The organism is Glycomyces sp. NPDC021274 (genome assembly GCF_040641195.1).
Taxonomy (GTDB): Bacteria; Actinomycetota; Actinomycetes; order Mycobacteriales; family Micromonosporaceae; genus Glycomyces.
In genome coordinates this window covers 537,899-558,123 of sequence record NZ_JBFADC010000001.1, presented here as the reverse complement: position 1 = coordinate 558,123, position 20,225 = coordinate 537,899, and the positions used below count along the sequence as shown (strand labels likewise).

At 68.8% G+C, this 20,225-nt stretch carries 19 protein-coding genes and 1 other RNA gene; 18 read left to right on the top strand and 2 right to left on the bottom strand.

From position 1 onward, the window contains the following. The first annotated feature begins 26 nt into the window (after nt 1-26). The 9 genes from AB0I03_RS02510 (at nt 27) to AB0I03_RS02470 (ending at nt 6,964) form a co-directional block, all read left to right on the top strand. Nucleotides 27-452, top strand: coding sequence for a hypothetical protein (locus AB0I03_RS02510; RefSeq protein WP_360405176.1), 426 nt, complete (start codon nt 27-29; stop codon nt 450-452). Between the two features lie 252 nt (nt 453-704). Then, nucleotides 705-977 carry a hypothetical protein gene (locus AB0I03_RS02505; RefSeq protein ID WP_360405173.1) on the top strand — a complete coding sequence of 91 codons (273 nt, stop codon included), beginning with the start codon at nt 705-707 and terminating at the stop codon, nt 975-977. Nucleotides 978-1,005: 28 nt separating this feature from the next. Beyond that, the gene (locus AB0I03_RS02500) at nt 1,006-1,218 is read left to right on the top strand and encodes a hypothetical protein (RefSeq protein WP_360405170.1); all 213 of its coding nucleotides are present in this window, start codon (nt 1,006-1,008) and stop codon (nt 1,216-1,218) included. Nucleotides 1,219-1,342: 124 nt separating this feature from the next. Continuing rightward, nucleotides 1,343-2,737: an FtsK/SpoIIIE domain-containing protein gene (locus AB0I03_RS02495; RefSeq protein WP_360405167.1), complete on the top strand. Its 1,395-nt coding sequence runs from the start codon at nt 1,343-1,345 to the stop codon at nt 2,735-2,737. 32 nt (nt 2,738-2,769) lie between these two features. After that, on the top strand, nt 2,770-3,687 hold the full coding sequence (locus AB0I03_RS02490; RefSeq protein ID WP_360405164.1) for a hypothetical protein: 918 nt from the start codon (nt 2,770-2,772) through the stop codon (nt 3,685-3,687). Between the two features lie 80 nt (nt 3,688-3,767). Continuing rightward, nucleotides 3,768-4,112, top strand: a complete 345-nt coding sequence (locus AB0I03_RS02485) for a hypothetical protein (protein WP_360405161.1) — start codon at nt 3,768-3,770, stop codon at nt 4,110-4,112. A 100-nt stretch (nt 4,113-4,212) separates the two neighbouring features. After that, nucleotides 4,213-5,571: a replication initiator gene (locus AB0I03_RS02480; RefSeq protein WP_360405158.1), complete on the top strand. Its 1,359-nt coding sequence runs from the start codon at nt 4,213-4,215 to the stop codon at nt 5,569-5,571. Then, entirely contained in the window at nt 5,571-5,750 is a 180-nt protein-coding gene (locus AB0I03_RS02475; RefSeq protein ID WP_360405155.1) for a helix-turn-helix domain-containing protein, read from the top strand. The genes AB0I03_RS02480 and AB0I03_RS02475 overlap by 1 nt, the downstream gene beginning before the upstream one ends. Nucleotides 5,751-5,776: 26 nt before the next feature. Further along, nucleotides 5,777-6,964 carry a site-specific integrase gene (locus AB0I03_RS02470; protein WP_360405152.1) on the top strand — a complete coding sequence of 396 codons (1,188 nt, stop codon included), beginning with the start codon at nt 5,777-5,779 and terminating at the stop codon, nt 6,962-6,964. A gap of 64 nt (nt 6,965-7,028) precedes the next feature. On the opposite strand, the gene rnpB is transcribed toward AB0I03_RS02470, so the two are convergent. Beyond that, nucleotides 7,029-7,413: RNase P RNA component class A (rnpB, locus tag AB0I03_RS02465), an RNA gene on the bottom strand. Between the two features lie 31 nt (nt 7,414-7,444). On the opposite strand from rnpB, the gene AB0I03_RS02460 reads away from it, so the two are divergent. From AB0I03_RS02460 to AB0I03_RS02445, 4 genes are all read left to right on the top strand, one after another. Further along, nucleotides 7,445-8,203: a sulfite exporter TauE/SafE family protein gene (locus tag AB0I03_RS02460; protein ID WP_360405149.1), complete on the top strand. Its 759-nt coding sequence runs from the start codon at nt 7,445-7,447 to the stop codon at nt 8,201-8,203. 60 nt (nt 8,204-8,263) lie between these two features. Continuing rightward, nucleotides 8,264-10,006 carry an NAD+ synthase gene (locus AB0I03_RS02455; RefSeq protein WP_360405147.1) on the top strand — a complete coding sequence of 581 codons (1,743 nt, stop codon included), beginning with the start codon at nt 8,264-8,266 and terminating at the stop codon, nt 10,004-10,006. Between the two features lie 160 nt (nt 10,007-10,166). Beyond that, on the top strand, nt 10,167-11,039 hold the full coding sequence (gene panB / locus AB0I03_RS02450) for a 3-methyl-2-oxobutanoate hydroxymethyltransferase (RefSeq protein ID WP_360405144.1): 873 nt from the start codon (nt 10,167-10,169) through the stop codon (nt 11,037-11,039). 61 nt (nt 11,040-11,100) lie between these two features. Beyond that, entirely contained in the window at nt 11,101-11,787 is a 687-nt protein-coding gene (locus AB0I03_RS02445; protein ID WP_360405141.1) for an HAD family hydrolase, read from the top strand. A 92-nt stretch (nt 11,788-11,879) separates the two neighbouring features. Here the strand turns inward: AB0I03_RS02445 and AB0I03_RS02440 are convergent, their stop codons facing one another. Next, nucleotides 11,880-12,584: an MOSC domain-containing protein gene (locus AB0I03_RS02440; RefSeq protein ID WP_360405138.1), complete on the bottom strand. Its 705-nt coding sequence runs from the start codon at nt 12,582-12,584 to the stop codon at nt 11,880-11,882. A 139-nt stretch (nt 12,585-12,723) separates the two neighbouring features. Between AB0I03_RS02440 and glnA the strand changes: the two genes are divergently transcribed. From glnA to AB0I03_RS02415, 5 genes are all read left to right on the top strand, one after another. Continuing rightward, nucleotides 12,724-14,076, top strand: a complete 1,353-nt coding sequence (glnA, locus tag AB0I03_RS02435; RefSeq protein ID WP_270117384.1) for a type I glutamate--ammonia ligase — start codon at nt 12,724-12,726, stop codon at nt 14,074-14,076. 17 nt (nt 14,077-14,093) lie between these two features. Further along, nucleotides 14,094-14,792: a type 1 glutamine amidotransferase gene (locus tag AB0I03_RS02430; protein ID WP_360405135.1), complete on the top strand. Its 699-nt coding sequence runs from the start codon at nt 14,094-14,096 to the stop codon at nt 14,790-14,792. Further along, nucleotides 14,785-17,400 carry a bifunctional [glutamine synthetase] adenylyltransferase/[glutamine synthetase]-adenylyl-L-tyrosine phosphorylase gene (locus AB0I03_RS02425; RefSeq protein WP_360405132.1) on the top strand — a complete coding sequence of 872 codons (2,616 nt, stop codon included), beginning with the start codon at nt 14,785-14,787 and terminating at the stop codon, nt 17,398-17,400. The genes AB0I03_RS02430 and AB0I03_RS02425 overlap by 8 nt, the downstream gene beginning before the upstream one ends. Before the next feature lie 62 nt (nt 17,401-17,462). Beyond that, a complete protein-coding gene (locus tag AB0I03_RS02420) occupies nt 17,463-18,428 on the top strand; it encodes a CorA family divalent cation transporter (protein ID WP_360405129.1) in 966 nt (321 codons plus the stop codon). Between the two features lie 356 nt (nt 18,429-18,784). After that, entirely contained in the window at nt 18,785-20,218 is a 1,434-nt protein-coding gene (locus tag AB0I03_RS02415; RefSeq protein ID WP_360405126.1) for a glycosyl hydrolase family 18 protein, read from the top strand. Nucleotides 20,219-20,225 lie beyond the last annotated feature (7 nt).

Here is a 20,225-nt window from a genome sequence, read left to right as displayed (position 1 = left end):
CGTCAATCCCGAAAGGAGCTAATGCGATGCGAGAAACGTTGCATGCCAAGGAGAAAAGAGAAGTGAAGGCATGGGCCGACGCCGAATCGCGGATGTCGAGCCTCATCAAGCAAGAACGCAACCGGCCCGGCCGGAACGAGGCGGACCAGTTCGCCACGCACCAGTTGAACGACTTCTTCGCCCGCGAGTGCCCGGGTCTGCCGCTGCCTTCTGAGTGGCGGTGGGCCTACGGATGCCCTAGGGGCTATCTGCTGGCGATGGTCCGCTACTCGGTCTGCGAGTGGGCTGAGATCTGCGGTGACGGGACGGTCGAGGCCGAACCCGCCGGTACCGGGGAAGTGAAGATCCAAGCCGACTGCCTGAAATTCGGGCAGCGGTTCACCGTCTGGGGCTACGTCGACGCCTACGACGCCGACGGCATCCCGAAGCTGGTCCAGGGCTGGTCAATGTGAACGGCCCCAACGGAAACGAGAGGAGGTGAGAGTGAGTGGAACTGATGTTCATAGTGCTGATGCTGGCGCTGCTGGGTTCGCTCCTGCTGAACGTCTGGTTCATCCGCCGGGCGTGGGCGCGGTTCATCTTCCGCGCCTAGACGCTGATCGGTGGCGTCATTCCCCCATCAACCCGGGACACGGGCCGGTGGGGGTTTGTGGTCACCGCCCGGTGATCTGCTTGGGCACCAACACATCTGGAGGTCAACGCCGATGGAGAAGATCGACTGGTTCGGGATCAACGCCCGGTCCGCGAAGAAGTACGAAGCCCTCATGGGCAACCTCGACGGGGTCCGTTTCGTTCTGGAGGACGCCGAGAAGGCCGTCACCGACTATGTCCCGGAGGGCTCCTCGGGGGCTTGGCAGGCCGTGGAGAAGGAGGTCCTGAAGAAGGCCCTCGCTGACACCTACGCCGACCTCGCGAGCTTGCGGGTCGCGATCGTCCGCCACGAATCGAAGCTCAAGACCTGGGAGTGGAGCCTCTAAGGCTCCGAGACATCAAGGGAGACAACGCATGCTGACCAGGAACAAGGTCGAAGAGATCAACATGAGCATGGACATCGCCATGTCGAACCTGCGCGACGCGATGAAGAAGGTCCCTGACAAGGGGCTGGGCCTTAACGCCGCGCACACGCGCTTCGCCTCCTCGGCGGCGGTGCTGGCGGTCCTGCTCGATGAAGCGGCCCGCTTCACTCCGGACGGGGAGGACCTGTTCGGTCTGCTCTAGGCCCGCTTCGGCCGGTCTGATCCTCCCTCGGGACACGGGGTCCGAGGGGGCGGTCACATCCGTCGAAGCACATCAATCACTAAGCCGCTCAACGATTCACGCCGATAGGTGGGAGGTACTTGTCATGTCCGAAAACCACTCGAAGTCCAAACGCAAGACTGGTCTGGAGTGGCGCGCCGCCGCCTGGGCTGCCCGCCACCCGCTCGTCACGACCGGCGTGCCGGCACTGGGATACGTGGGCATCACCGCCCCGGAGATCACGGCCGCCGCCGCTGGGAGCGGGCTGGCTGCTGCGATCGCTTGGAGCCGGGCACACCCGGACTCCTTCGACCAGCTCGTGCTGCCGCATCTGCGGAATCTGCGGCGCCGGTGGCTCTCGGCCACCTACACCGGCCCGGCCTGGCGAAGGAATATGCGTGAGGCAAACCTGGTACGCGAGCACCCCTCGACCGGCGAACTCCTCGTCCCTCGAATTCTGCGGCTGCGGTCGTACTCCTCGGCTGTCGAGACGGTCTGGATCCGGATCCTCAAGGGCCAGACGGTGAAGCACTGGATGGACGCCGCCGAGGTCCTGGCCGCCTGCTTCAACGCCGAGCGAGTCACCGTTGAAAAGCTCGCCCCGCGCAAGATCGCCCTGATCATCCAACGGCGCGAGCCCTTCACGTACACGATCCCGGCGCCCGAGATCCCGGCGACGGTCGAAGAGGTCGACCTGTCGGCCGTCCCCTTCGGGTACGACGAGTTCGGCCGCGAGTGGACCGAGGACATGTCCGATAAGCACATGCTGGTCTCGGGCGCGACTGGTTCGGGGAAGAACTCGGTGCTGTGGGCGCCGCTGTTCACCCTCGCGCCGATGATCGCCGAGGGCTCGGTCCGGCTGTGGCTGTGCGACCCCAAGCAGGTCGAGCTGAACGCCGCCGCCCCGATCGCCCACCGCTACGCCTCCGGCGAAGAAGAGTCGGCCTTGGTCGTCTCTGAGTTCCTGGAAGACCAGCAGGCCACGCAGGCAAAGCTGCACGAGCAGGGGCTGAGGAAGTTCACGCCCTCGGTCGAGACGCCGCTGAACATCCTAATCGTGGATGAGCTGGGCGCGGTCCTAGCCTACGGCTCCGACCGCACGCGCATGATGCGCAACCGCCAGGGCATGGCCCTCGTCGGCTCCCAAGGCCGCGCGACCGGACACCTGATGTGGGGCGCGGTCCAGGAACCCACGAAAGACACCGTGCCGGTCCGCGACCTGTTCACGCTCCGGATCTGCCTGCGGGTCACTGCCGCTGTCCACCCCGAGATGGTCTTGGGCGATGGCGCCCGGATGCGCGGGGCGCTCGCTGACGAGATCCCCAACATCCCGGCCACGGCTGGTATCGGCTTCAAAGTCGCCGAGCGCACCCGCACACCGCTGCGGGTCCGGGCCGCCTACGCCACCGACGCCGATCTCGAAGGCCTCGTCAAGCACGTGCTCGCCGAACGCGACGGCCACGACGAGCAGGGCGGATCGCACCTGCGCCTCGTCGCCTGACCTGAAATCAATCCTGAAGGGAGGAAACAAGAATGGTTGCAAGACAAGAGAAGTCGCCCGATCGCGGCGAAGAGGAGGCGAAGAAGGTCGCGAAGCTCCGTAAGAAGGTCGGGGAGGCGCGCCAAGTCCACCGGATCGCTGACGACCCGTACCTGAAGATCGTGGAGCTCGACCGGTTCCGGGCCTCGATCACGGGGTCCCTGTGGTTCTTCCTGGCGGTCGGGCTCGGCTACACCACGGTCGGTGTCCACGACTTCATCGCCGAGGGCCTGCACGTCAGTGACCCGATGTGGTGGGGCGCGTGGGCGGTCGAACCGGCTCTCGCCGGAATGCTCATCACCGTGCTGCGGTGGGAGGCGGCCATGCTCATGCGCGGCATCGCTATCGACTCGAACTGGGTCTCCTTCACCAAGTGGGCGCTGCTCGGATCGACGCTCGCGATGAACGTGCTCTCCTCCCTCGACGGCACGACGGTGGAGAAGGTCTTGCACGTCGCCTTCCCGGGCCTGGTGTTCTGCCTCGCCGAGGTCATGCCCGTCGTCCAAGACCGGTTCGCACAGGCGCGCGCCAAGGTCCTTGCCCAGATCGCCGCCCTCAACGCCGAAGCCGAGCAGCAGGCCGCACGCGAGGTCCCGGCCAAGCCGACCCCGGCTCCGGTCTCCTCGCCAGTCACGGTCGCGGACTTCGAAACCGACTTCGACCGGTCCCCGGCACCACCCTCACCGGGCCTGCCGCCCGTCGCCGCCTCGACTTCACCGACGCCGCCGGCCACGGTCCGGCCGCCGAAGCTCCCGGCGCCGATGCTCCAACAGCTCGAGACCCGGGCCGCTGCACTCGCCGACGCCGGCCGCGCCATCACCGCCGCCGACGTGCAAGCCGTCATCAACCTGCCCGCCGCCATGGCCGAGCAGGCCGCCAAGTACTACGCCGCCGCCAACGCCCCAGCGTAGACCGAACCGCCGGGCGGGAGCACCACTGACCCGCTCCCACCCGGCCCATTTCCCAACCAACGCAACGAAAGGCATCCACCATGTACTACCCCGTGATCTACACCGGTCTCGCCGACCTGCGCGAAGCGATCCGCGACGACTTCGAAGCCGACGACTACCGCTTCCTGAGCACCGACAGCCCCGAGGCCGAAGCCACGATCGCCGAAGGCGAGTACGCCACCATCACCTACAACGGCGGCGACACCGCCACCATCGCCGACTTCCCGGTCGTCAACCCGATCACGATCATCCTCCCGATCTCCCCGACCGGAACCATCCACGGCACGCTCGCCGCCGAACTCATCCGCGCCCACCTCGAATACTCCGGCGCGATCGCCCCCATCGAGGCTCGCGTCACCCAGTACCGCCAGACCGGCACCGCCTAGGACGCCAAACGAATCCGATCCTGAGTACGCGAAAGCCCGGACCAGTTCGCAGCTGGTCCGGGCTTTGTGCTCTCCGCTAGAAGAAAGCAGGAATCTCACCATGAAGCCTACCGATCCCGACGCCGGGCTCCGCGCCCTCGTCACCCGACCGGGCTTTCGCCTCTGGAAGACCAAAGTCAAGTCCGTCCACGGCTGCGCCGCACCCGTCAAGCTGCGCGGCTCCTCGACCATCACCCACAAGACCACCGGCGCGATCCTCAAAGACACCGTGGGTTCGGTTTGGGTGCCGTGCGGGACCCGCCGCGAAGCGCTCTGCCCGGCCTGCGCGCAGTGGTACGCCGAGGACGCGTTTCACCTCATCCGCGCCGGGCTCGACGGCGACGCCTCAAAAGGCATCACACCTGAGGTCGCCGACCGGCCCCGCTACTTCGCGACACTCACCCCGCCCTCGTTCGGGCCAGTCCACTCCCGCATCGTCGGCGCCGGTGGCCGTCTCACCCGGCCGTGCTCCTGCGGAGAGTGGCACAAGGAGGCTGACACGCGCCTCGGGCAGGCCATTGACCTCGGCGCTTACGACTATGAGGCCGCAGTGCTGTGGCAGGCGCACGCGGGGAAGCTGTGGCACCGGTTCACGATCGCCCTGCGCCGCCAGCTCGCCCACGCGGCGGGCCTGAAGGTCGCGGAGTTCAAAGACGCCGCCCGGCTCTCCTACGCCAAGGTCGCTGAATACCAGCGACGCGGCCTCGTCCATTTCCACGCCGCGATCCGGCTCGACGGTCCCGAGGGTGCCGCCACCCGCGCACCCGCTTGGGCCACAAAGGAACGCCTCGCTGACGCGATCCGCGCCGCCGTTGCATCGGTCGTGCTGGAGGTGCCGCGCCGTGACGGTGAGGTGCTGGAACTGCGGTTCGGCTCGCAGCTCGACCTGCGTGACATCACCGCCGCCGCGGCCGGCACCGGGGAAGTGGGGGAGGAGGCCGACATCAAGTCCTCGCGGCTGGCCTCCTACATCGCCAAGTACGCCACCAAGTCAACCGGCGCCCACGACGGGCCCGACCGGAAGATCCGCAGCGAAGAGGACATCGACCACCTCACGGTCTCGGCGCACCACAAGGCCATGATGCGCACCGCCTGGGAGCTCGGCGGCCTCGAAGCCTATGCCGATCTCAACCTGCGCCGCTGGGCGCACATGCTCGGCTTCCGCGGCCACTTCCTCACCAAATCCCGCGCCTGGTCGACCACGCTCGGGGAGCTGCGGAACATCCGCGCTCGCTACCGCCTCGCCGAAACCCTCGCCGCGCTCGAGGTCGCCGAGGACGACGTGCTGATCGTCAACGACTGGGAAGCGGTCGGCTTCGGCCACGACACCGACGCCGAACGCGAGTACGCCCAAGCCATCGCTGAATCCCTACTTGATCGAAAACTCAACCGCCACAACAGAAACCAGGAGACGCGGTAATGGAACCGATGTGGACGATCGAGCAGGTCGCGGAGTTCCTGAACATCCCCGTCGAGACGCTGCGGACCTGGCGCAAGCGCAAGACCGGTCCCAAGGCCGCAAGGATGGGCAAGCACCTCCGCTACCACCCGCGTCACGTCGTGAAGTGGTTTGAGGACTGCGGCGGGGAGGTGGCCTAGTGCGTGCCTATGTCGAAGATCGGTGGATGAAGGTCGTCGTAGTCGACGGTAAGCGGGAACGCGTGAAGACCGATCGCCACGGGAAGGGCCACCGATGGCGCGCCCGCTGGACTGATCCGAGTGGGAAGTGGTGTTCTGAATCCTTCGAGAAGAAGGGCGACGCCGACAACAAGCTCGACCGGATCAAGCAGGATCTTCGGGAGAACACCTACATCGACCCGGATGCCGGGAAGACCGACACGGGCGCCTTCACCAAGGAATGGCTCAAGGGCCTCGGCGGCGACTCGGCGACGAAAGAGCAGGTCAGCCGGCAACTGGGAAAGCACTTCATTCCCTACTTCACCGGGCGCCCGCTCGAGGCGTGCCTGACCAGCACGATTCGCACCTGGCTCGCTAGCCTCGCGCTCGAGGAATCCACCAAGGCGGTGCTCTTCGTCTACGTAAATTCGATGTTCGACGCGGCGGTCGATGACAAGCTGATCCGCTCGAATCCGTGCCAGGCGAAGAGCCTGAAGAAGCCGCGGGCGGCGAACCGGCTCGTGGTCCCGTGGAACCGGGCGCAGCTCGATTCGGTGCAGTCGAAGCTCGCCCCGCGCTATCAGGCCATGGTGCCCGTCGGTGCGGGCTGCGGCTTTCGCATCGGCGAGATCTTCGGCCTCGCGGTTGAGGACATCGACTTCGACGCAGAGGAGATCCACCTCCGGCGCCAGGTGAAGCTGCTCAGCTCGAAACGGCTCTTCGCCCCGCCGAAGCGGGACTCGACGCGGGTGGTCCCGCTGCCGCGATTCGTCGCCGAAGCGCTCCGGGCGCACCTGGAGCAGTTCCCGCCGGAGCCGGTGACGCTTCCGTGGGGAGAACTCGACGGGGAGGAGGTGACGTTCAACCTCGTGTTCACGAACATCCGGAAGGCCGCCATCCACCGCAGCACGTTCATGTATGAGCCGGGCGCTTGGCGCAAGGGAATCGGGACGACGGCGTTCGGGCCCGAGCAGAGCACCGGGACACATGCGCTCCGGCACTACTACGCGAGCACGATCCTGGAGAACGGCGGCAACATCCGGGCCCTCGCCGAATTCCTCGGTCACAAAGATCCCGGCTTCACGCTCCGGGTGTACGGGCACTTGATGCCGAACAGCCGCGACCGGGCCCGGCATCTGCTTGATGAAGCCTGGAGCGCCCCGCGCCCCGAGCGCGCCCCGGAGAACGGCATTTAATCCAACATGGAGGGTGTTCGCCTGTGTATTCGCAGGTGAACACCCTTCTTGCTTTTGATGCTGGGGAACGAGCCGACCGATACGCCGGGTTCTGTCATTGAGCGGCCATCCATCTAGGCGCGCCGTCGCCGGCGCGCTCGAGCGGTCTACCCGTGAAGGCGCTCTCGCGAGCTCGGGCGGGCCGCCCTCGAACCTTCACGCAGAGCCTCGCGGCTCCTTTTGACCTTGCTCCGGGTGGGGTTTACCGAGCCGCCGCCGTCACCGGCGGCGCTGGTGGTCTCTTACACCACCGTTTCACCCTTACCGGCCGAAGCCGGCGGTCTGCTTTCTGTGGCACTGTCCCGCGGGTCGCCCCGGGTTGCCGTTAGCAACCACCCTGCCCTGTGGAGCCCGGACGTTCCTCGCCGGATGTGGTCTCCCGCATCCGCCGCGACCGCCTGGCCGACTCGTTCCAGCGTTCAAGCGTACGCTGCCGGAGCCATGAATCTGCTCCAGGTCTCCGCTCTGCTGCTCGCCGGACTCGTCGGCGGCGGCCTCAACGCCGTGGCCGGGGGCGGCTCGCTCATCACGTACCCGACCCTGATGGCCGTGGGGGTGCCGCCGCTCCAGGCGAACGCCACGAACGGCATCGCCGTCGCGCCCGCCTACGCGGCCGCCGCGGTGGGCTCGCGCGAGAACCTCCGCGGCCAGCACCGCCGGGCGCTGCTCCTGATCCCCACCGCGCTCGTCGCGTCGGTCTGCGGCGCGCTGCTCCTGCTGAACACGCCGCACTCGGTGTTCGAAGCGATCGTGCCGTACCTGGTGCTCGCGGCGACCCTGCTCATGGCGGTCGGCCCGTGGGTCAACCGGAAGGTGACCAAGCTCAACGGCGGCCGCGACCTCCACCCGGTGGTCCTCCACATCGGCGTGTTCGCCGGATGCCTCTACGGCTCCTACTTCAACGCCGCGCTGGGGCTGATCCTCATCGCCGTGATCGCGATGGGCGTCTCCGAGAAGCTCGCCCGCGTGGGCGCGCTGAAGAACTTCTGCACGATGCTCGTCGGCGTCGTCACCAGCGTCATGTACGGCATCTGGGCCGATGTGGCCTGGTGGGCGATCGGCGTGCTCGTGCCCGCCACGTTCATCGGCGGGTACATCGGCGCGCGCGTGTTCCAGAAGATCCCCGAGCGGCCGCTGCGGATCGCGATCGTGGTCTACGGCCTGGTGCTCTCGGCCGTACTGCTGTGGCGTTCGCTCTGATCCGGACCACTTCCCGGAACTCCGGTGACGGCGGGCGCGCGGACGCGGAAGAATAGGCCCATGCCGACGCTCCGAATCGCACTCGCCCAGGACAACCCCATCGTGGGCGACCTCGACCACAATGCCGACCTCGTCCGCCGTGCCGCCTCCGCAGCCACGGCCGCCGGGGCGCACCTGCTCGCCACCGGCGAGCAGTCCCTCACCGGCTACCCGGTCGAGGACCTCGCGCTGCGCCACTCCTTCGTGGAAGCCAGCCGCGAGCGCCTGCTCCGACTCGCCGAAGAACTCGCCGCGGACGGGAACGGATCGCTGCCCGTCGCCGTCGGATATCTGGACGCGGACGGACCCATCGGTTCCGCCACAGGTCACGGCATCCGCAACGCCCTGGCGCTGCTTCAGGACGGCAAGGTCCTGTTCCGCTACTACAAGCACCACCTCCCTAACTACGGGGTCTTCGACGAGGACCGTTGGTTCGTCGCGGGCCACGAACTGCACCTCGCGCGCATCGGAGGGGTGGATGTGGCGTTCACCGTCTGCGAGGACGTGTGGGGCGGCGTGCCGTTCGCGGTCGCCGCGGAGGCCGGCGCCGGACTCGTGGTGAACATCAACGCCTCGCCGTACGAGCAGGGCAAGCACGAGCGGCGCCTCGCGGTCGTGCGCGGCCGGGCGGCCGAGGTCGGCGCACCGATCGCGTACCTCAACACCGTGGGAGGCCAGGACGACCTGGTCTTCGACGGCGGATCGACGGTCGTCGCCGCAGACGGCTCGATCCTGTCCAGCGCCCGCCGCTTCACCTCGGAACTGCTCGTCACCGACGTCGAGTGCGCCGCCGCCGAGGGCCGCGACATCGCGAACCACTCCGCGTCGCTGATGAGCGCGTCGCTCCACGTCCTCTCCGAGGAGCCCGCGGCCGTGGAGACGCGCATCGAGCCGTCGTTCGCGCCCGAGCTGAGCCGCCACGAGGAGGTCTGGGAGGCCCTGCGCCTGGGCCTCCACGACTACGTCGAGAAGAACGGCTTCCCGTCAGTGCTGCTCGGCCTCTCCGGCGGCATCGACTCGGCGGTCACCGCCGTCCTGGCCCGGGACGCGATCGGCGGCGACCGCGTCTACACCGTCGCCAACCCCAGCCAGTACTCCACGCAGCACTCGCTCGACGACGCCGCCGACCTCGCCGAGCGCTGCGGCCTCCACCACACCGTCGAACCGATCCAGCCGATCGTGGACGCCTACCTCGCCGAGATCGCCGTCTCGGGGCTCGCTTTGGAGAACCTCCAGGCCCGCGTGCGCGGCGTCATCTGGATGTCCCTGTCGAACCAGCACGGGCACCTCGTGCTCGCGGCCGGCAACAAGAGCGAGTACGCGGTGGGCTACTCGACCCTGTACGGCGACTCCTGCGGCGGCTTCGCGCCGATCAAGGACGTGCTCAAGACCCTCGTCTACGAGCTCGCGAACTGGCGCAACGAGAAGGCCCGCAGCCTCGGCGAGACCGAGCCGATCCCCGAGAACATCATCATGAAGCCGCCGAGCGCCGAGCTGCGCCCCGACCAGCTCGACTCCGACTCCCTGCCCGAGTACGCGGTCCTCGACGGCATCCTCGTCGGCTACGTCGACGGCGACGCCGGCCGCGAGGACCTCGTCGAGCAGGGCTACCCGGCCGACGTCGTCGAGCGCATCGCCGGCCTCGTGGACCGCGCCGAGTACAAGCGCCGCCAGTCCGCGCCCGGCACCAAGATCACCGTCAAGTCCTTCGGCCGGGACCGGCGCCTGCCTATCACCAACCACTTCCGAGGGAAGCCCATCTGAGGAAAGCCCTGGTGCGCAGATCACCCGGGCCCCGCGGCCCGGGTGATTTGTCACAGCAAGCGCTTCGCCGGATGACAAGGACATCGATGAGCGTTAGTTTGGATCGGTAATGCCCGGGGACCGGCGCGGCCGGCCACGAGGAGATTCTGGAGCAACGACGATGACGTCAACCTCGAACACTTCCCTCAGCAACGGCAGCGCCGACGAGATCCCGAGCCTCTACGGGCCGGGCAAGAACGTCAAGCGCGTCCGCACCCGCCACCTCATCGAAGCCAAAGAGCGCGGTGAGAAGTGGGCGATGCTCACCTCCTACGACCAGTACACGGCCGCCCTCTTCGACGAGGCCGGCATCCCGGCCCTGCTCGTCGGCGACTCGGCCGCCAACAACGTCTACGGCTACGAGACGACCCTCCAGGTATCCGTTGACGAGCTCGTACCGCTGGTCGCGGCCGTCGCCCGCTCGACCCAGCGGACCCTCGTCATCGCCGACCTCCCGTTCGGCTCCTACGAGGCCGGACCGACCCAGGCCCTCGAGACCGCCGTGCGGTTCATGAAGGCCGGCGCCCACGCGGTCAAACTCGAAGGCGGCCGCCGCATGGCCGAGCAGATCCGGGCCCTCACCAACGCGGGCATCCCCGTCATGGGCCACATCGGGTTCACCCCGCAGAGCGAGCACGCCGTCGGCGGCTACCGCGTCCAGGGCCGGGACGCCCAAGCCGCGGAAGTCGAAGCCGACGCGCACGCCGTGGCCGAAGCCGGCGCGTTCGCCGTGGTCCTCGAGATGGTCACCGCCGCAGTCGCCGCCGAGATCACAAAGCAGCTGCCCATCCCCACGGTCGGCATCGGCGCCGGGCCGGACACGGACGCGCAGGTCCTTGTCTGGCAGGACATGGCCGGGCTCCGCCGCGGCCGCCCGCAGCGGTTCGTCAAGCGCTACGCGGTGGTCGCCGACGTCCTCCAGAACGCCGCCAAGGCCTTCGCCGACGAGGTGCGGGCCGGCGAGTTCCCCACGAAGGCCCACAGCTTCGAATAAGTCGTGAGTCTGGTCGCCTTGCCCTTCGGGCGAGGCGACCTTTCGCGTAGCGTCTCAGTACGTGAACGACGCCATCCTGCTGTTCGACTACGACGGCACCGTGCGGCTCGGCTACGAGCACGCGACCCATTACGCCCGTCTCGTCGCCTCCAACCTCGACGCCGCCGACGAGCGCGCCTTCCTGGCCGCGCACGCGGCATTCTGCGCCGGCAAGCCCACCACCGCCTCCACTTTCGACGCCTACGACGCCGACAACGCGGTGCGCCGCCTCGCAGGCGAGTACGGCGTCGACGACCTGATCCGCGCCGAGGCGTACGCCGAGACCCGCAAGCGCATGGCCGCCGGCGAGTTCGACATCTGGGCCCCCAAGGGCTTCCCGGAGTTCATCTGGAGCCTGCCGCGCGGCATCGAAGTGGCGCTGGCGACCAACGCGCCCGCCTCGAGCCTCGAGCCCGCGCTCGAACGCCTGGGCCTGGACGGCCTGTTCGACCACGTGATCGGGGACGCGGGCAAGCCCGAGAGCATGGACTCGATCATCGACGAGCTGCTCGAGGAGCGCCCGGCCGAAGCGCTGCTGAGCATCGGCGACATCCCCCGCAACGACCTCGCCCCCGCCGCCGACCGCGGCTGCGCGACCGCGTACATCGACCACTACGGGCGCCCCTGGCCGCGGGCCACGGTGTCCGCGGCGTCCCTTGAGGAGCTGTACCCCTTCATCCACCGCTGGGTCACTGAACGAACCGCGTGAACCCAGGTTGTCGCACCCACGCTTTATGCTGGGAATGCGCCCTGAGCCGACCGATCCCCGGCTCAGGGCGTCCTACTGTTCCGGGGGTGCTTTCAGGCGGCGACCGCGTCGCCGACCTTGACCGTCACCGGGTCGCCGACGCGCAGGTAGATCCCGAAGTGGTTGTCGAGCTCGCTGATGATGAACTTGTGCAGCTCCTTGTCGCGCACGTTGGCGCCGTGGGGGTCCCAGCTCGGGAGCACGCACCGCTCGCACGGCTTCTGCAGCGTGAACTCGTGGCCGCCCAAGCGGATCGCGGTCCCCGGCTCGATCCCGTACTCGGCGTACGGCTCCAGGTCCGCGTCCACGACCACGTTCGGCCTGAACCGTGCGGCCTCGACCTCGCGGCCCAGCTGCTCGCTCAGCCTGCGCACGCTGGCCTCGAAGATCACCAGGATGCGCCCGGCAGCGCCCTCGACCTTCCGCAGCTCGACGCCCTTCTCGGCGTCGATCGTCTCGGCCAGCCGCGCCGGCAGCCCGGACTCCTCCGCGCCCCAGGCCGCCCCGCCCGGCTCGTACAGCACCGGCTCGCCCGACACCGCGTCGGCGCAGCCGCACTGCGCCGGCCAGGCGGCCTCCCAGCCCATCATCTTCGGGTGGCTGCCGCCCCACACGGCCTTGTCCGATCCAGGCTCGAACAGCCCGAGCGTGCGGTCGCCCGCGAGCCCGTCGAAGTCGACCACGGCCGACCGGAGCGATTCGCCCCGCAGACCCTTCACGGGGTAGCGCCACAACTCTTTGATCTCGCCTGCGAACATGCCCCCTAATGTACCCAGGCTCACGTTCGGGCGCCATCTACCACATTCAGTTCGGCCTCGCAAGCACGCCAAGGCCGGTTAACGTCGATGACATAAACAGGTGAGACAATTGCGGCCCCAGGACCTAGGAGGACACACCATGGAACGCCAGAAGGAGTTCGTGCTTCGCACGCTCGAAGAACGCGACATCCGCTTCGTGCGGCTGTGGTTCACGGACGTCCTCGGCACGCTCAAATCGGTGAGCGTCGCCCCCGCCGAGCTCGAATCCGCCTTCGACGAGGGCATCGGCTTCGACGGCTCCGCCATCGAGGGCTTCGCTCGCGTCTACGAGTCGGACATGGTCGCCATGCCCGACCCGACCACGTTCCAGGTCTTCCCGTTCGAGGGCCGCGGCATCGGCGAGTCCGCCCGCATGTTCTGCGACATCCTCACCCCCGAAGGCGCACCGTCCTGGGCCGACCCGCGCCACGTGCTGCGCCGCGCGCTCTCCAAGGCCGCTGACCGCGGGTTCACGTTCTACGTGCACCCCGAGATCGAGTTCTTCCTGTTCAAGGACATCTTCCCGGAGACCGGCGACAAGCCCGAGCCCGTAGACGACGGCGGCTACTTCGACCACACCACGCACTCGGTGGCCCGCGACTTCCGCCGCCAGGCGATCCTCGCCCTCGAGCGCATCGGCATCTCCGTCGAGTTCTCCCACCACGAGGTCGCCCCCGGCCAGCAGGAGATCGACCTGCGCTACGCCGACGCGCTCACCACCGCCGACAACATCATGACGTTCCGGCACACCATCAAGGAGGTCGCGCTGACCTCCGGCGTGACCGCCTCCTTCATGCCCAAGCCGTACAACACGCAGCCCGGCTCCGGCATGCACAGCCACCTCTCGCTCTTCGAAGGCGAGGACAACGCCTTCCACGACCCGGGCGACGAGCAGCGGCTCTCCAAGACCGCCAAGGCCTTCATCGCCGGGCTCCTGCGCCACGCGCCCGAGTTCACCGCGATCACCAACCAGTGGGTCAACTCGTACAAGCGGCTGTTCACCAGCCCGCAGCCGGGCCAGATCTCCGAGGCGCCCTCGTACGTCTCCTGGGGGAAGGCCAACCGCTCCGCGCTCGTGCGCGTCCCGGCCTACGGCAAGCCGAACTCGGCCCGCGTCGAGATCCGCTCGCTCGACTCCGCGACCAACCCGTACCTCGCCTACGCCGTGCTCCTCGGCGCCGGCCTGAAGGGCATCGAAGAGGGCTACGAGCTGCCCCCGGGCACCGAGGACGACGTCTCCGCGCTCACCAGCGCCGAGCGCATCGCCGCCGGCTACCAGCCGCTCCCGGGCAACCTCTCCGAGGCCCTCGACAAGATGGAGTCCTCCGACCTCGTCGCCGAGGTCCTGGGCGAGCACGTGTTCGACTACTTCCTGAAGAACAAGCGCCAGGAGTGGGAGGACTACCGCACCCAGGTGACGGCGTTCGAGCGCAAGCGGTACATCAACCTGTGACCGATTAGCATGGGGGAGTGACCACCGCACTCGGCAGAACCGCACTCGTCATCGAGAACGACCCCGCGCAAGGCCTCGGACGGGCCGCCTCCTGGCTCGCCGAAGCAGGCATGGAGTTCGACACGGTACGGCCCCACCTCGGTGAGGCCGTACCGAACTCCGCCGGAGGGCACGACGCCCTCATCGCCCTCGGGGGCGGGCGCGGCAAGGACTGGGCCGACGACCTCACCGGGCTCCTGGAGACCGCCGTCGCCGACACCACGCCGCTGCTGGCCATCTGCTCCTCCGCGCGGATGCTCGCCGCCGCCTTCGGCGGCACGGTCGAAGACCGGGACGAGCCGTTCGGGCCGCGGATGCTCGCCAAGCGCGACGCCGCCGGACGCGACCTCATCTTCGGCCCCTCGCCGATGACCCTCGACGTGATCCGCTGGCGCCGCCAGGAACTCGTCGAACTCCCGCCCGAGGCGACGCTCCTCGCGGCCTCCCCGCAAGGGGCCCTTGAGGTCTTCCGCATCCGCGAGACCGCCTGGGGCATCCAGTCCCACTTCGAGTTCACGCCCGAGCAGCTCGCCGGGTTCGGCGCCTTCGACGACGCCGCGCTCGCCAAGGCCGCCGACGTGGACGAGCACATCGTCGCCACCTGGAAGCCCATCCTGCAGCGCTTCGCGCGCGTCGCCGCGGGCGGGCGGAAGGCGCTGCCGGTCCTCGATGCCTGAGCCGGAGAAGAGCACCGGGGCCGATGCGGCCCGCCTCGCCGTCGTCGAGGCGAGCAACGCGCTGGGCGACTTCATGCGCGCCCACCCCGAGACCGAGTCCGCGCTCACCGAGGACGAGGACACCGGGCTCGCCCGCCTGCGGGACGCGGGCCCGTTCGAGCTCAACGCCGCGTGGAAGGCGAACCTGCTGCGGATCGCCGCACGCGACCTCACTGGCCAGTGGGACCTGCGCGCCACCTCGGCCGCCTTGTCCCGCTTGGCCGACGCGGTCCTGGCCCGGGGCCTGGAACTCGCCCGCGAGGACCTGCCCGGCGAGACCCGGCTCGCGGTCATCGCCATGGGCAAGACCGGCGCTGAAGAACTCAACTACGTCTCCGATGTGGACGTCGTGTTCGTCGCCGACGGCGACCTCGACCTCGCCACCCGCCAGGCCGCCCGCATGATCCAGATCGTGGGGCCCGCGACCTGGCCCGTCGACGCCGGGCTGCGGCCCGAGGGCCGCCACGGCGCGCTCGTGCGCTCGATAGACGCGTACCTCGCGTACCTCAAGGACTGGGCCCGCACCTGGGAGTTCCAGGCGCTCTTGAAGGCCCGGCCCGCGGCGGGGGACCTGCAGCTCGGGCTCGACTGGCTCGCCGCGGTGCAGCCGTTCATCTGGGGTGCGGCCGACCGGCCCGGCGTCGTGGCCGACATCCGCGACATGCGCCGCAAGGTCGCCGAGTCCGTGCCGCGCGCCGAACGGCGCTATGAGATCAAACTCGGCCCCGGCGGGCTGCGCGACATCGAGTTCGCGGTGCAGCTGCTCCAGCTCGTGCACGGCCGCGGCGACGCGACCCTCCGCGTGCGCTCCACATTGGAGGCCTTGGAAGTCCTTGTGGCCGCGGGCTTCCTGTCGCGCCGCGACGGCGACGAACTCGCCGACACGTACGTCTTCCTGCGCACCGTCGAGCACCGGCTGCAGCTCCAGCGCCTGCTGCGCACCCACCGCGTCCCCGAAGGCGGCGAACCCCTCCACCACCTCGCCCGCACCCTCGGCTACAAGACCGACGAGGCCTTCCACACCGCTTGGCGCGGCCACGCGACCACCGCGCGGCGCCTGCACGAGAAGCTCCTCTACAAGCCGCTGCTCGACGCCGTGACGCGCGTGCCCACGCTCGAGCTGCGCATGACCGAGTCCGAGGCCGCTTCGCGCCTGGCCGTGCTCGGCTTCAACGACCCCGCGAGCGCGCTCACGCACATCAAGAAGCTCACCGCCGGCGTCTCCCGCACGGCCACAGTGCAGAAGGCCCTCCTGCCCGTGGTGCTCCACGAGCTCGCCGACTCGCCCGAGCCCGACCGCGGGCTCCTCGCGTACCGGCAGGTCTCCGACAAGCTCGGCTCCACCCCTTGGTACCTGCGGCTCCTGCGCGACGGCGGCCCGGCGGCGGTGCGCCTCGCCCGGCTCCTCGGCACCTCCCGCTACTTCACAAGTCTGCTGCTCCACGTGCCGCAATCGCTCCGGTACCTCTCGGACAACGCCGACCTCACACCGCGCTCGCGCGCCGAGCTCACGATGGGCATGAGCCAGGCCGCCGCCCGGCACGCCGAGCCCGCCGCCGCGATCGGCGCGGTGCGCGCGATCCGCCGCCGCGAACTCATCCGCATCGCCGCCGCCGACCTCCTCGGACTCCTCGACGACCAGGCCGTGGGCCTCGCGCTCTCCGACCTCACCGACGCCGTGCTCGACGCGGCCCTCCACATCGCCTCCCGCGGCGTTCCCGACGCGCCGCCCATCAGTGTGATCGGCATGGGCCGCTTGGGAGGACGCGAGACCGGCTTCGGCTCCGACGCCGACGTCGTGTTCGTCCACACCGGCGACGGCGACGCCGGGCGCAAGGCCGCCACCAAGATCGTCGAATCGGTGCGCACGCTCCTCGCGGCCCCGACCGCCGACCCTCCACTGCAGCTCGACCTCGACCTGCGGCCTGAGGGCAAAGGCGGCTCGATCGCGCCCAGTTTCGCCGCCTACCAGCGGTATTACACCGACCGGGCGCGGCTGTGGGAGCGCCAGGCGCTGCTGCGCGCGCGGCCCGTGGCGGGCGACCCGGAGCTGTGCGAGGCGTGGACCGCGTTCGCTGACGGCGTGCGGTACCGGCCCGGCGGACTCACCGAGGCCGAGCGGATCGAGTTCCGGCGCGTGAAGGCCCGCGTCGACTCCGAGCGGCTGCCGCGCGGCGCGGACCCGAACGGCCACACCAAACTCGGTCGCGGTGGACTGGTCGACATCGAGTGGACCGCGCAGCTGCTGCAGCTCGAGCACGGCGACGACGTCACCCTGCACACGACGCGCACGGTGCCGGCGCTGGAGGCCGCGGCGGCGGCCGGGTATCTGAGCCGCGACGACCTGGCGGCGCTGCGCGAGGGCTGGGAGTTCGTGTCGCGGGTGCGCAACGACATGACGCTCGCTCGCGGCGTCCCGCGCGACGACCTGCCGCGGTCGGGCCCCGAGCTGGCGGCGCTGGCGCAGACCCTCGGTTTCGGCGAGGACACTGAGCGGTTCCTCAACCACTACCGCAAGCTCACCCGTCGCGCACATGATGCGGCGCACCGGATCGTGTACGAGTCCTGAGCGAGGGGCGGTGTGCGGATGCGGGACGGGCTCGCGCCGAAAGCCGAAATTCGGAGGTGCGGATGATCGACTACACGGTGATCGGTCCCGGTGGGGCCGAGGACCGGCGCGGCACCGGCGACGATCTCCGGGCGGTCGCAGCCGCCGAGGGCGCGTTCGTCTGGGTCGAGCTCGACGCGCCGACCCCCGAACTCCTCGCGACCGCACTCGACGCCCTCGGCCTCGACCGCTTCAGCACCGACCCCGCGCACACGACCCACCGCCGCCCGAAGGTCGAGACCGTCGACGGCGCCGTGTTCGTCCTCGTCAAGACCGTCTGGTACATCGAGGCGACCCGGCAGGTCGAGACCGGGGACCTCGCCTGCTACACCGACGGCCGCTCGCTGGTCACCGTGCGCCGCGGCGTGGTCGATCCCGTTCCGGCCGTTCGCCACCGCCTCGCCGCCGATCCCGACTTCCGTGCCCAGGGCCTCTCCGGCGTCGTCCACGCACTCTTCGACGCGATCGTGGAGCAGTACGACGGCGCGGTCGAGGACCTCGCCGACGACGTGAGCGATCTCGAGCGCGCGATCTTCTCCGGTGAGCGCGTGGACCGCAACCAGGAGATCTACTTCCTCATCCGCGAGACGCTGGAGTTCCAGAACGCGGTGAGTCCGCTCGTGCCCTTCGCGCGCTCGCTCAAGCAGCGGCACGGCGGTGCGGGCGTCCTGCAGCACCAGGGCTTCGGCGCGGTCGCCGCGCACCTCATCCGCGTGGACGCCGCGATCGAGACGTGCATGAGCCTGCTGACGACCGTGCTCACCGCCCACCAGGGACAGATCGGCACCTGGCAGAACGAGGACACGAAGAAGATCTCGGCGTGGGCGGCGATCGCCATCGCGCCCACCATCATCGCGGGGATCTACGGGATGAACTTCGATGACATGCCCGAGCTCCACTGGGCGGTCGGGTACCCGCTCTCGCTGGTGCTGATGGTCGTGGTCTGCGTGCTGCTGTACCGCGGCTTCCGGCGCAACGGCTGGCTCTGAGGCCAAGCCGCCCAACGTCATCGGTACTTCGTTCCGCAATGGGACGAGAATGGGACGAGTGAGGGGCGGTGCCGCCGCGTCCGCTCTCGACTCGCGAGTGCCGCCGCGAAGGTCCCGCCCCTCTGGCCCTGCCTGCCTTCGCAGACCACTGTAGCGGGGCCGCGCAACGCGAAAGTGTTGAGGCGGTCGTCGCTCTGCGTGGCAATAGAACGCTCCCATTTCAGACCTACCGGGCCATTGAAATTTTTCGATGTAAATCCTTGACTTCAATCCGCGTTCCCGTAAAAATAAAGATACCTATCAGTTAAGTCTCTTTACTTTTGGGAGGAACATTGAGGCGACTGAAAACAAGACGGATGATCGCAGCGCTCACCGCGGCCCTGGCCGTGATGACCGCCGGCGCGATCTACATCGTCGCCAACCCCTTCTCGGCCTCCGCCGCGATCGCCTGCTCGCCCGCCTGGTCCGCTTCGAAGGTCTACGTCGGCGGCGACACCGCCAGCCACAACGGCACCGAGTACCGCGCCAAGTGGTGGACGACCAACGAGACCCCCGGCACCACCGGCGAATGGGGCGTCTGGGAGTCCAAGGGCCCCTGCGGCGGCGACACGAACCCCACCCAGACCCAGACCCCCACCGGCGAACCCACCGAGACCCCCACCGGCAACCCCGGCGGCGGCGGCAAGATCAACGCGGCCTACTTCACCGAGTGGGGCGTGTACGGACGCAACTACCACGTCAAGAACATCGTCTCCTCCGGCTCGGCCGAGGACCTCACCCACATCGTGTACGCGTTCGGCAACGTCAAGAACGGCCAGTGCACGATGGACGACTCGTACGCGGCGATCGACAAGGCCTACACGGCCGACCAGTCGGTCGACGGCAAGGCCGACACCTGGGACCAGCCCCTCCGCGGCAACTTCAACCAGCTCAAGAAGCTCAAGCAGATGTACCCGGACCTGCAGATCCTCTGGTCCTTCGGCGGCTGGACGTACTCCGGCGGGTTCGGCCAGGCCGCGCAGAACCCGGCGGCGTTCGCCGAGTCCTGCTACAACCTGCTGCACGACCCGCGCTGGAACGGCGTGTTCGACGGCATCGACATCGACTGGGAGTACCCGAACTCCTGCGGCCTGACCTGCGACACCAGCGGCACGAACGCGTACCCGAACCTCATGAGCGCCTTGCGGACCAAGTTCGGGAACGAACTGGTCACCTCTGCGATCACCGGCGACGGCACCGCGGGCGGCAAGATCGACCTCGGCGGCTACGGCAAGGCCGCGCAGTACGTCGACTTCTACATGGTCATGACCTACGACTACTTCGGCGCCTGGGACAAGGACGGCCCCACCGCACCGAACGCGCCGCTCAACAGCTACAGCGGCCAGCCGATCGCGGGCTTCGACGGCGCCACCGCCATCGCCAAGCTCAAATCGCTCGGCATCCCCTCCGAGAAGCTGCTGCTCGGCTTCGGCTACTACGGCAGAGGCTGGACCGGCGTCACGCAGTCGACGCCGGGAGGCACGGCTACCGGCCCGGCCCCGGGCACCTACGAAGCCGGCATCGAGGACTACAAGGTCCTCGTGAACGAATGCCCCGCAACGGGAACCGTCGCCGGCACCGCTTACGCCTACTGCAACGGCGAATGGTGGAGCTACGACACCCCGGCCACGATCGCGACGAAGACGGCCTGGGCCAACAGCCAGGGCCTCGGCGGCGCCTTCGCCTGGGAGCTCTCCGGCGACACCAGCAACGGCCAACTCGTCAGCGCCATCGCCGCCGGCCTCGACTGACTCCATT

Excerpts from the sequence above, each read along its gene's own strand:
- AB0I03_RS02510 (WP_360405176.1), top strand. The coding sequence starts at position 27 with ATGCGAGAAACGTTGCATGCCAAGGAGAAAAGAGAAGTGAAGGCATGG.
- AB0I03_RS02505 (WP_360405173.1), top strand. The coding sequence starts at position 705 with ATGGAGAAGATCGACTGGTTCGGGATCAACGCCCGGTCCGCGAAGAAG.
- AB0I03_RS02500 (WP_360405170.1), top strand. The coding sequence starts at position 1,006 with ATGCTGACCAGGAACAAGGTCGAAGAGATCAACATGAGCATGGACATC.
- AB0I03_RS02495 (WP_360405167.1), top strand. The coding sequence starts at position 1,343 with ATGTCCGAAAACCACTCGAAGTCCAAACGCAAGACTGGTCTGGAGTGG.
- AB0I03_RS02490 (WP_360405164.1), top strand. The coding sequence starts at position 2,770 with ATGGTTGCAAGACAAGAGAAGTCGCCCGATCGCGGCGAAGAGGAGGCG.
- AB0I03_RS02485 (WP_360405161.1), top strand. The coding sequence starts at position 3,768 with ATGTACTACCCCGTGATCTACACCGGTCTCGCCGACCTGCGCGAAGCG.
- AB0I03_RS02480 (WP_360405158.1), top strand. The coding sequence starts at position 4,213 with ATGAAGCCTACCGATCCCGACGCCGGGCTCCGCGCCCTCGTCACCCGA.
- AB0I03_RS02475 (WP_360405155.1), top strand. The coding sequence starts at position 5,571 with ATGGAACCGATGTGGACGATCGAGCAGGTCGCGGAGTTCCTGAACATC.
- AB0I03_RS02470 (WP_360405152.1), top strand. The coding sequence starts at position 5,777 with ATGAAGGTCGTCGTAGTCGACGGTAAGCGGGAACGCGTGAAGACCGAT.
- AB0I03_RS02460 (WP_360405149.1), top strand. The coding sequence starts at position 7,445 with ATGAATCTGCTCCAGGTCTCCGCTCTGCTGCTCGCCGGACTCGTCGGC.
- AB0I03_RS02455 (WP_360405147.1), top strand. The coding sequence starts at position 8,264 with ATGCCGACGCTCCGAATCGCACTCGCCCAGGACAACCCCATCGTGGGC.
- panB (WP_360405144.1), top strand. The coding sequence starts at position 10,167 with ATGACGTCAACCTCGAACACTTCCCTCAGCAACGGCAGCGCCGACGAG.
- AB0I03_RS02440 (WP_360405138.1), bottom strand. The coding sequence starts at position 12,584 with ATGTTCGCAGGCGAGATCAAAGAGTTGTGGCGCTACCCCGTGAAGGGT.
- glnA (WP_270117384.1), top strand. The coding sequence starts at position 12,724 with ATGGAACGCCAGAAGGAGTTCGTGCTTCGCACGCTCGAAGAACGCGAC.
- AB0I03_RS02425 (WP_360405132.1), top strand. The coding sequence starts at position 14,785 with ATGCCTGAGCCGGAGAAGAGCACCGGGGCCGATGCGGCCCGCCTCGCC.
- AB0I03_RS02420 (WP_360405129.1), top strand. The coding sequence starts at position 17,463 with ATGATCGACTACACGGTGATCGGTCCCGGTGGGGCCGAGGACCGGCGC.
- AB0I03_RS02415 (WP_360405126.1), top strand. The coding sequence starts at position 18,785 with ATGATCGCAGCGCTCACCGCGGCCCTGGCCGTGATGACCGCCGGCGCG.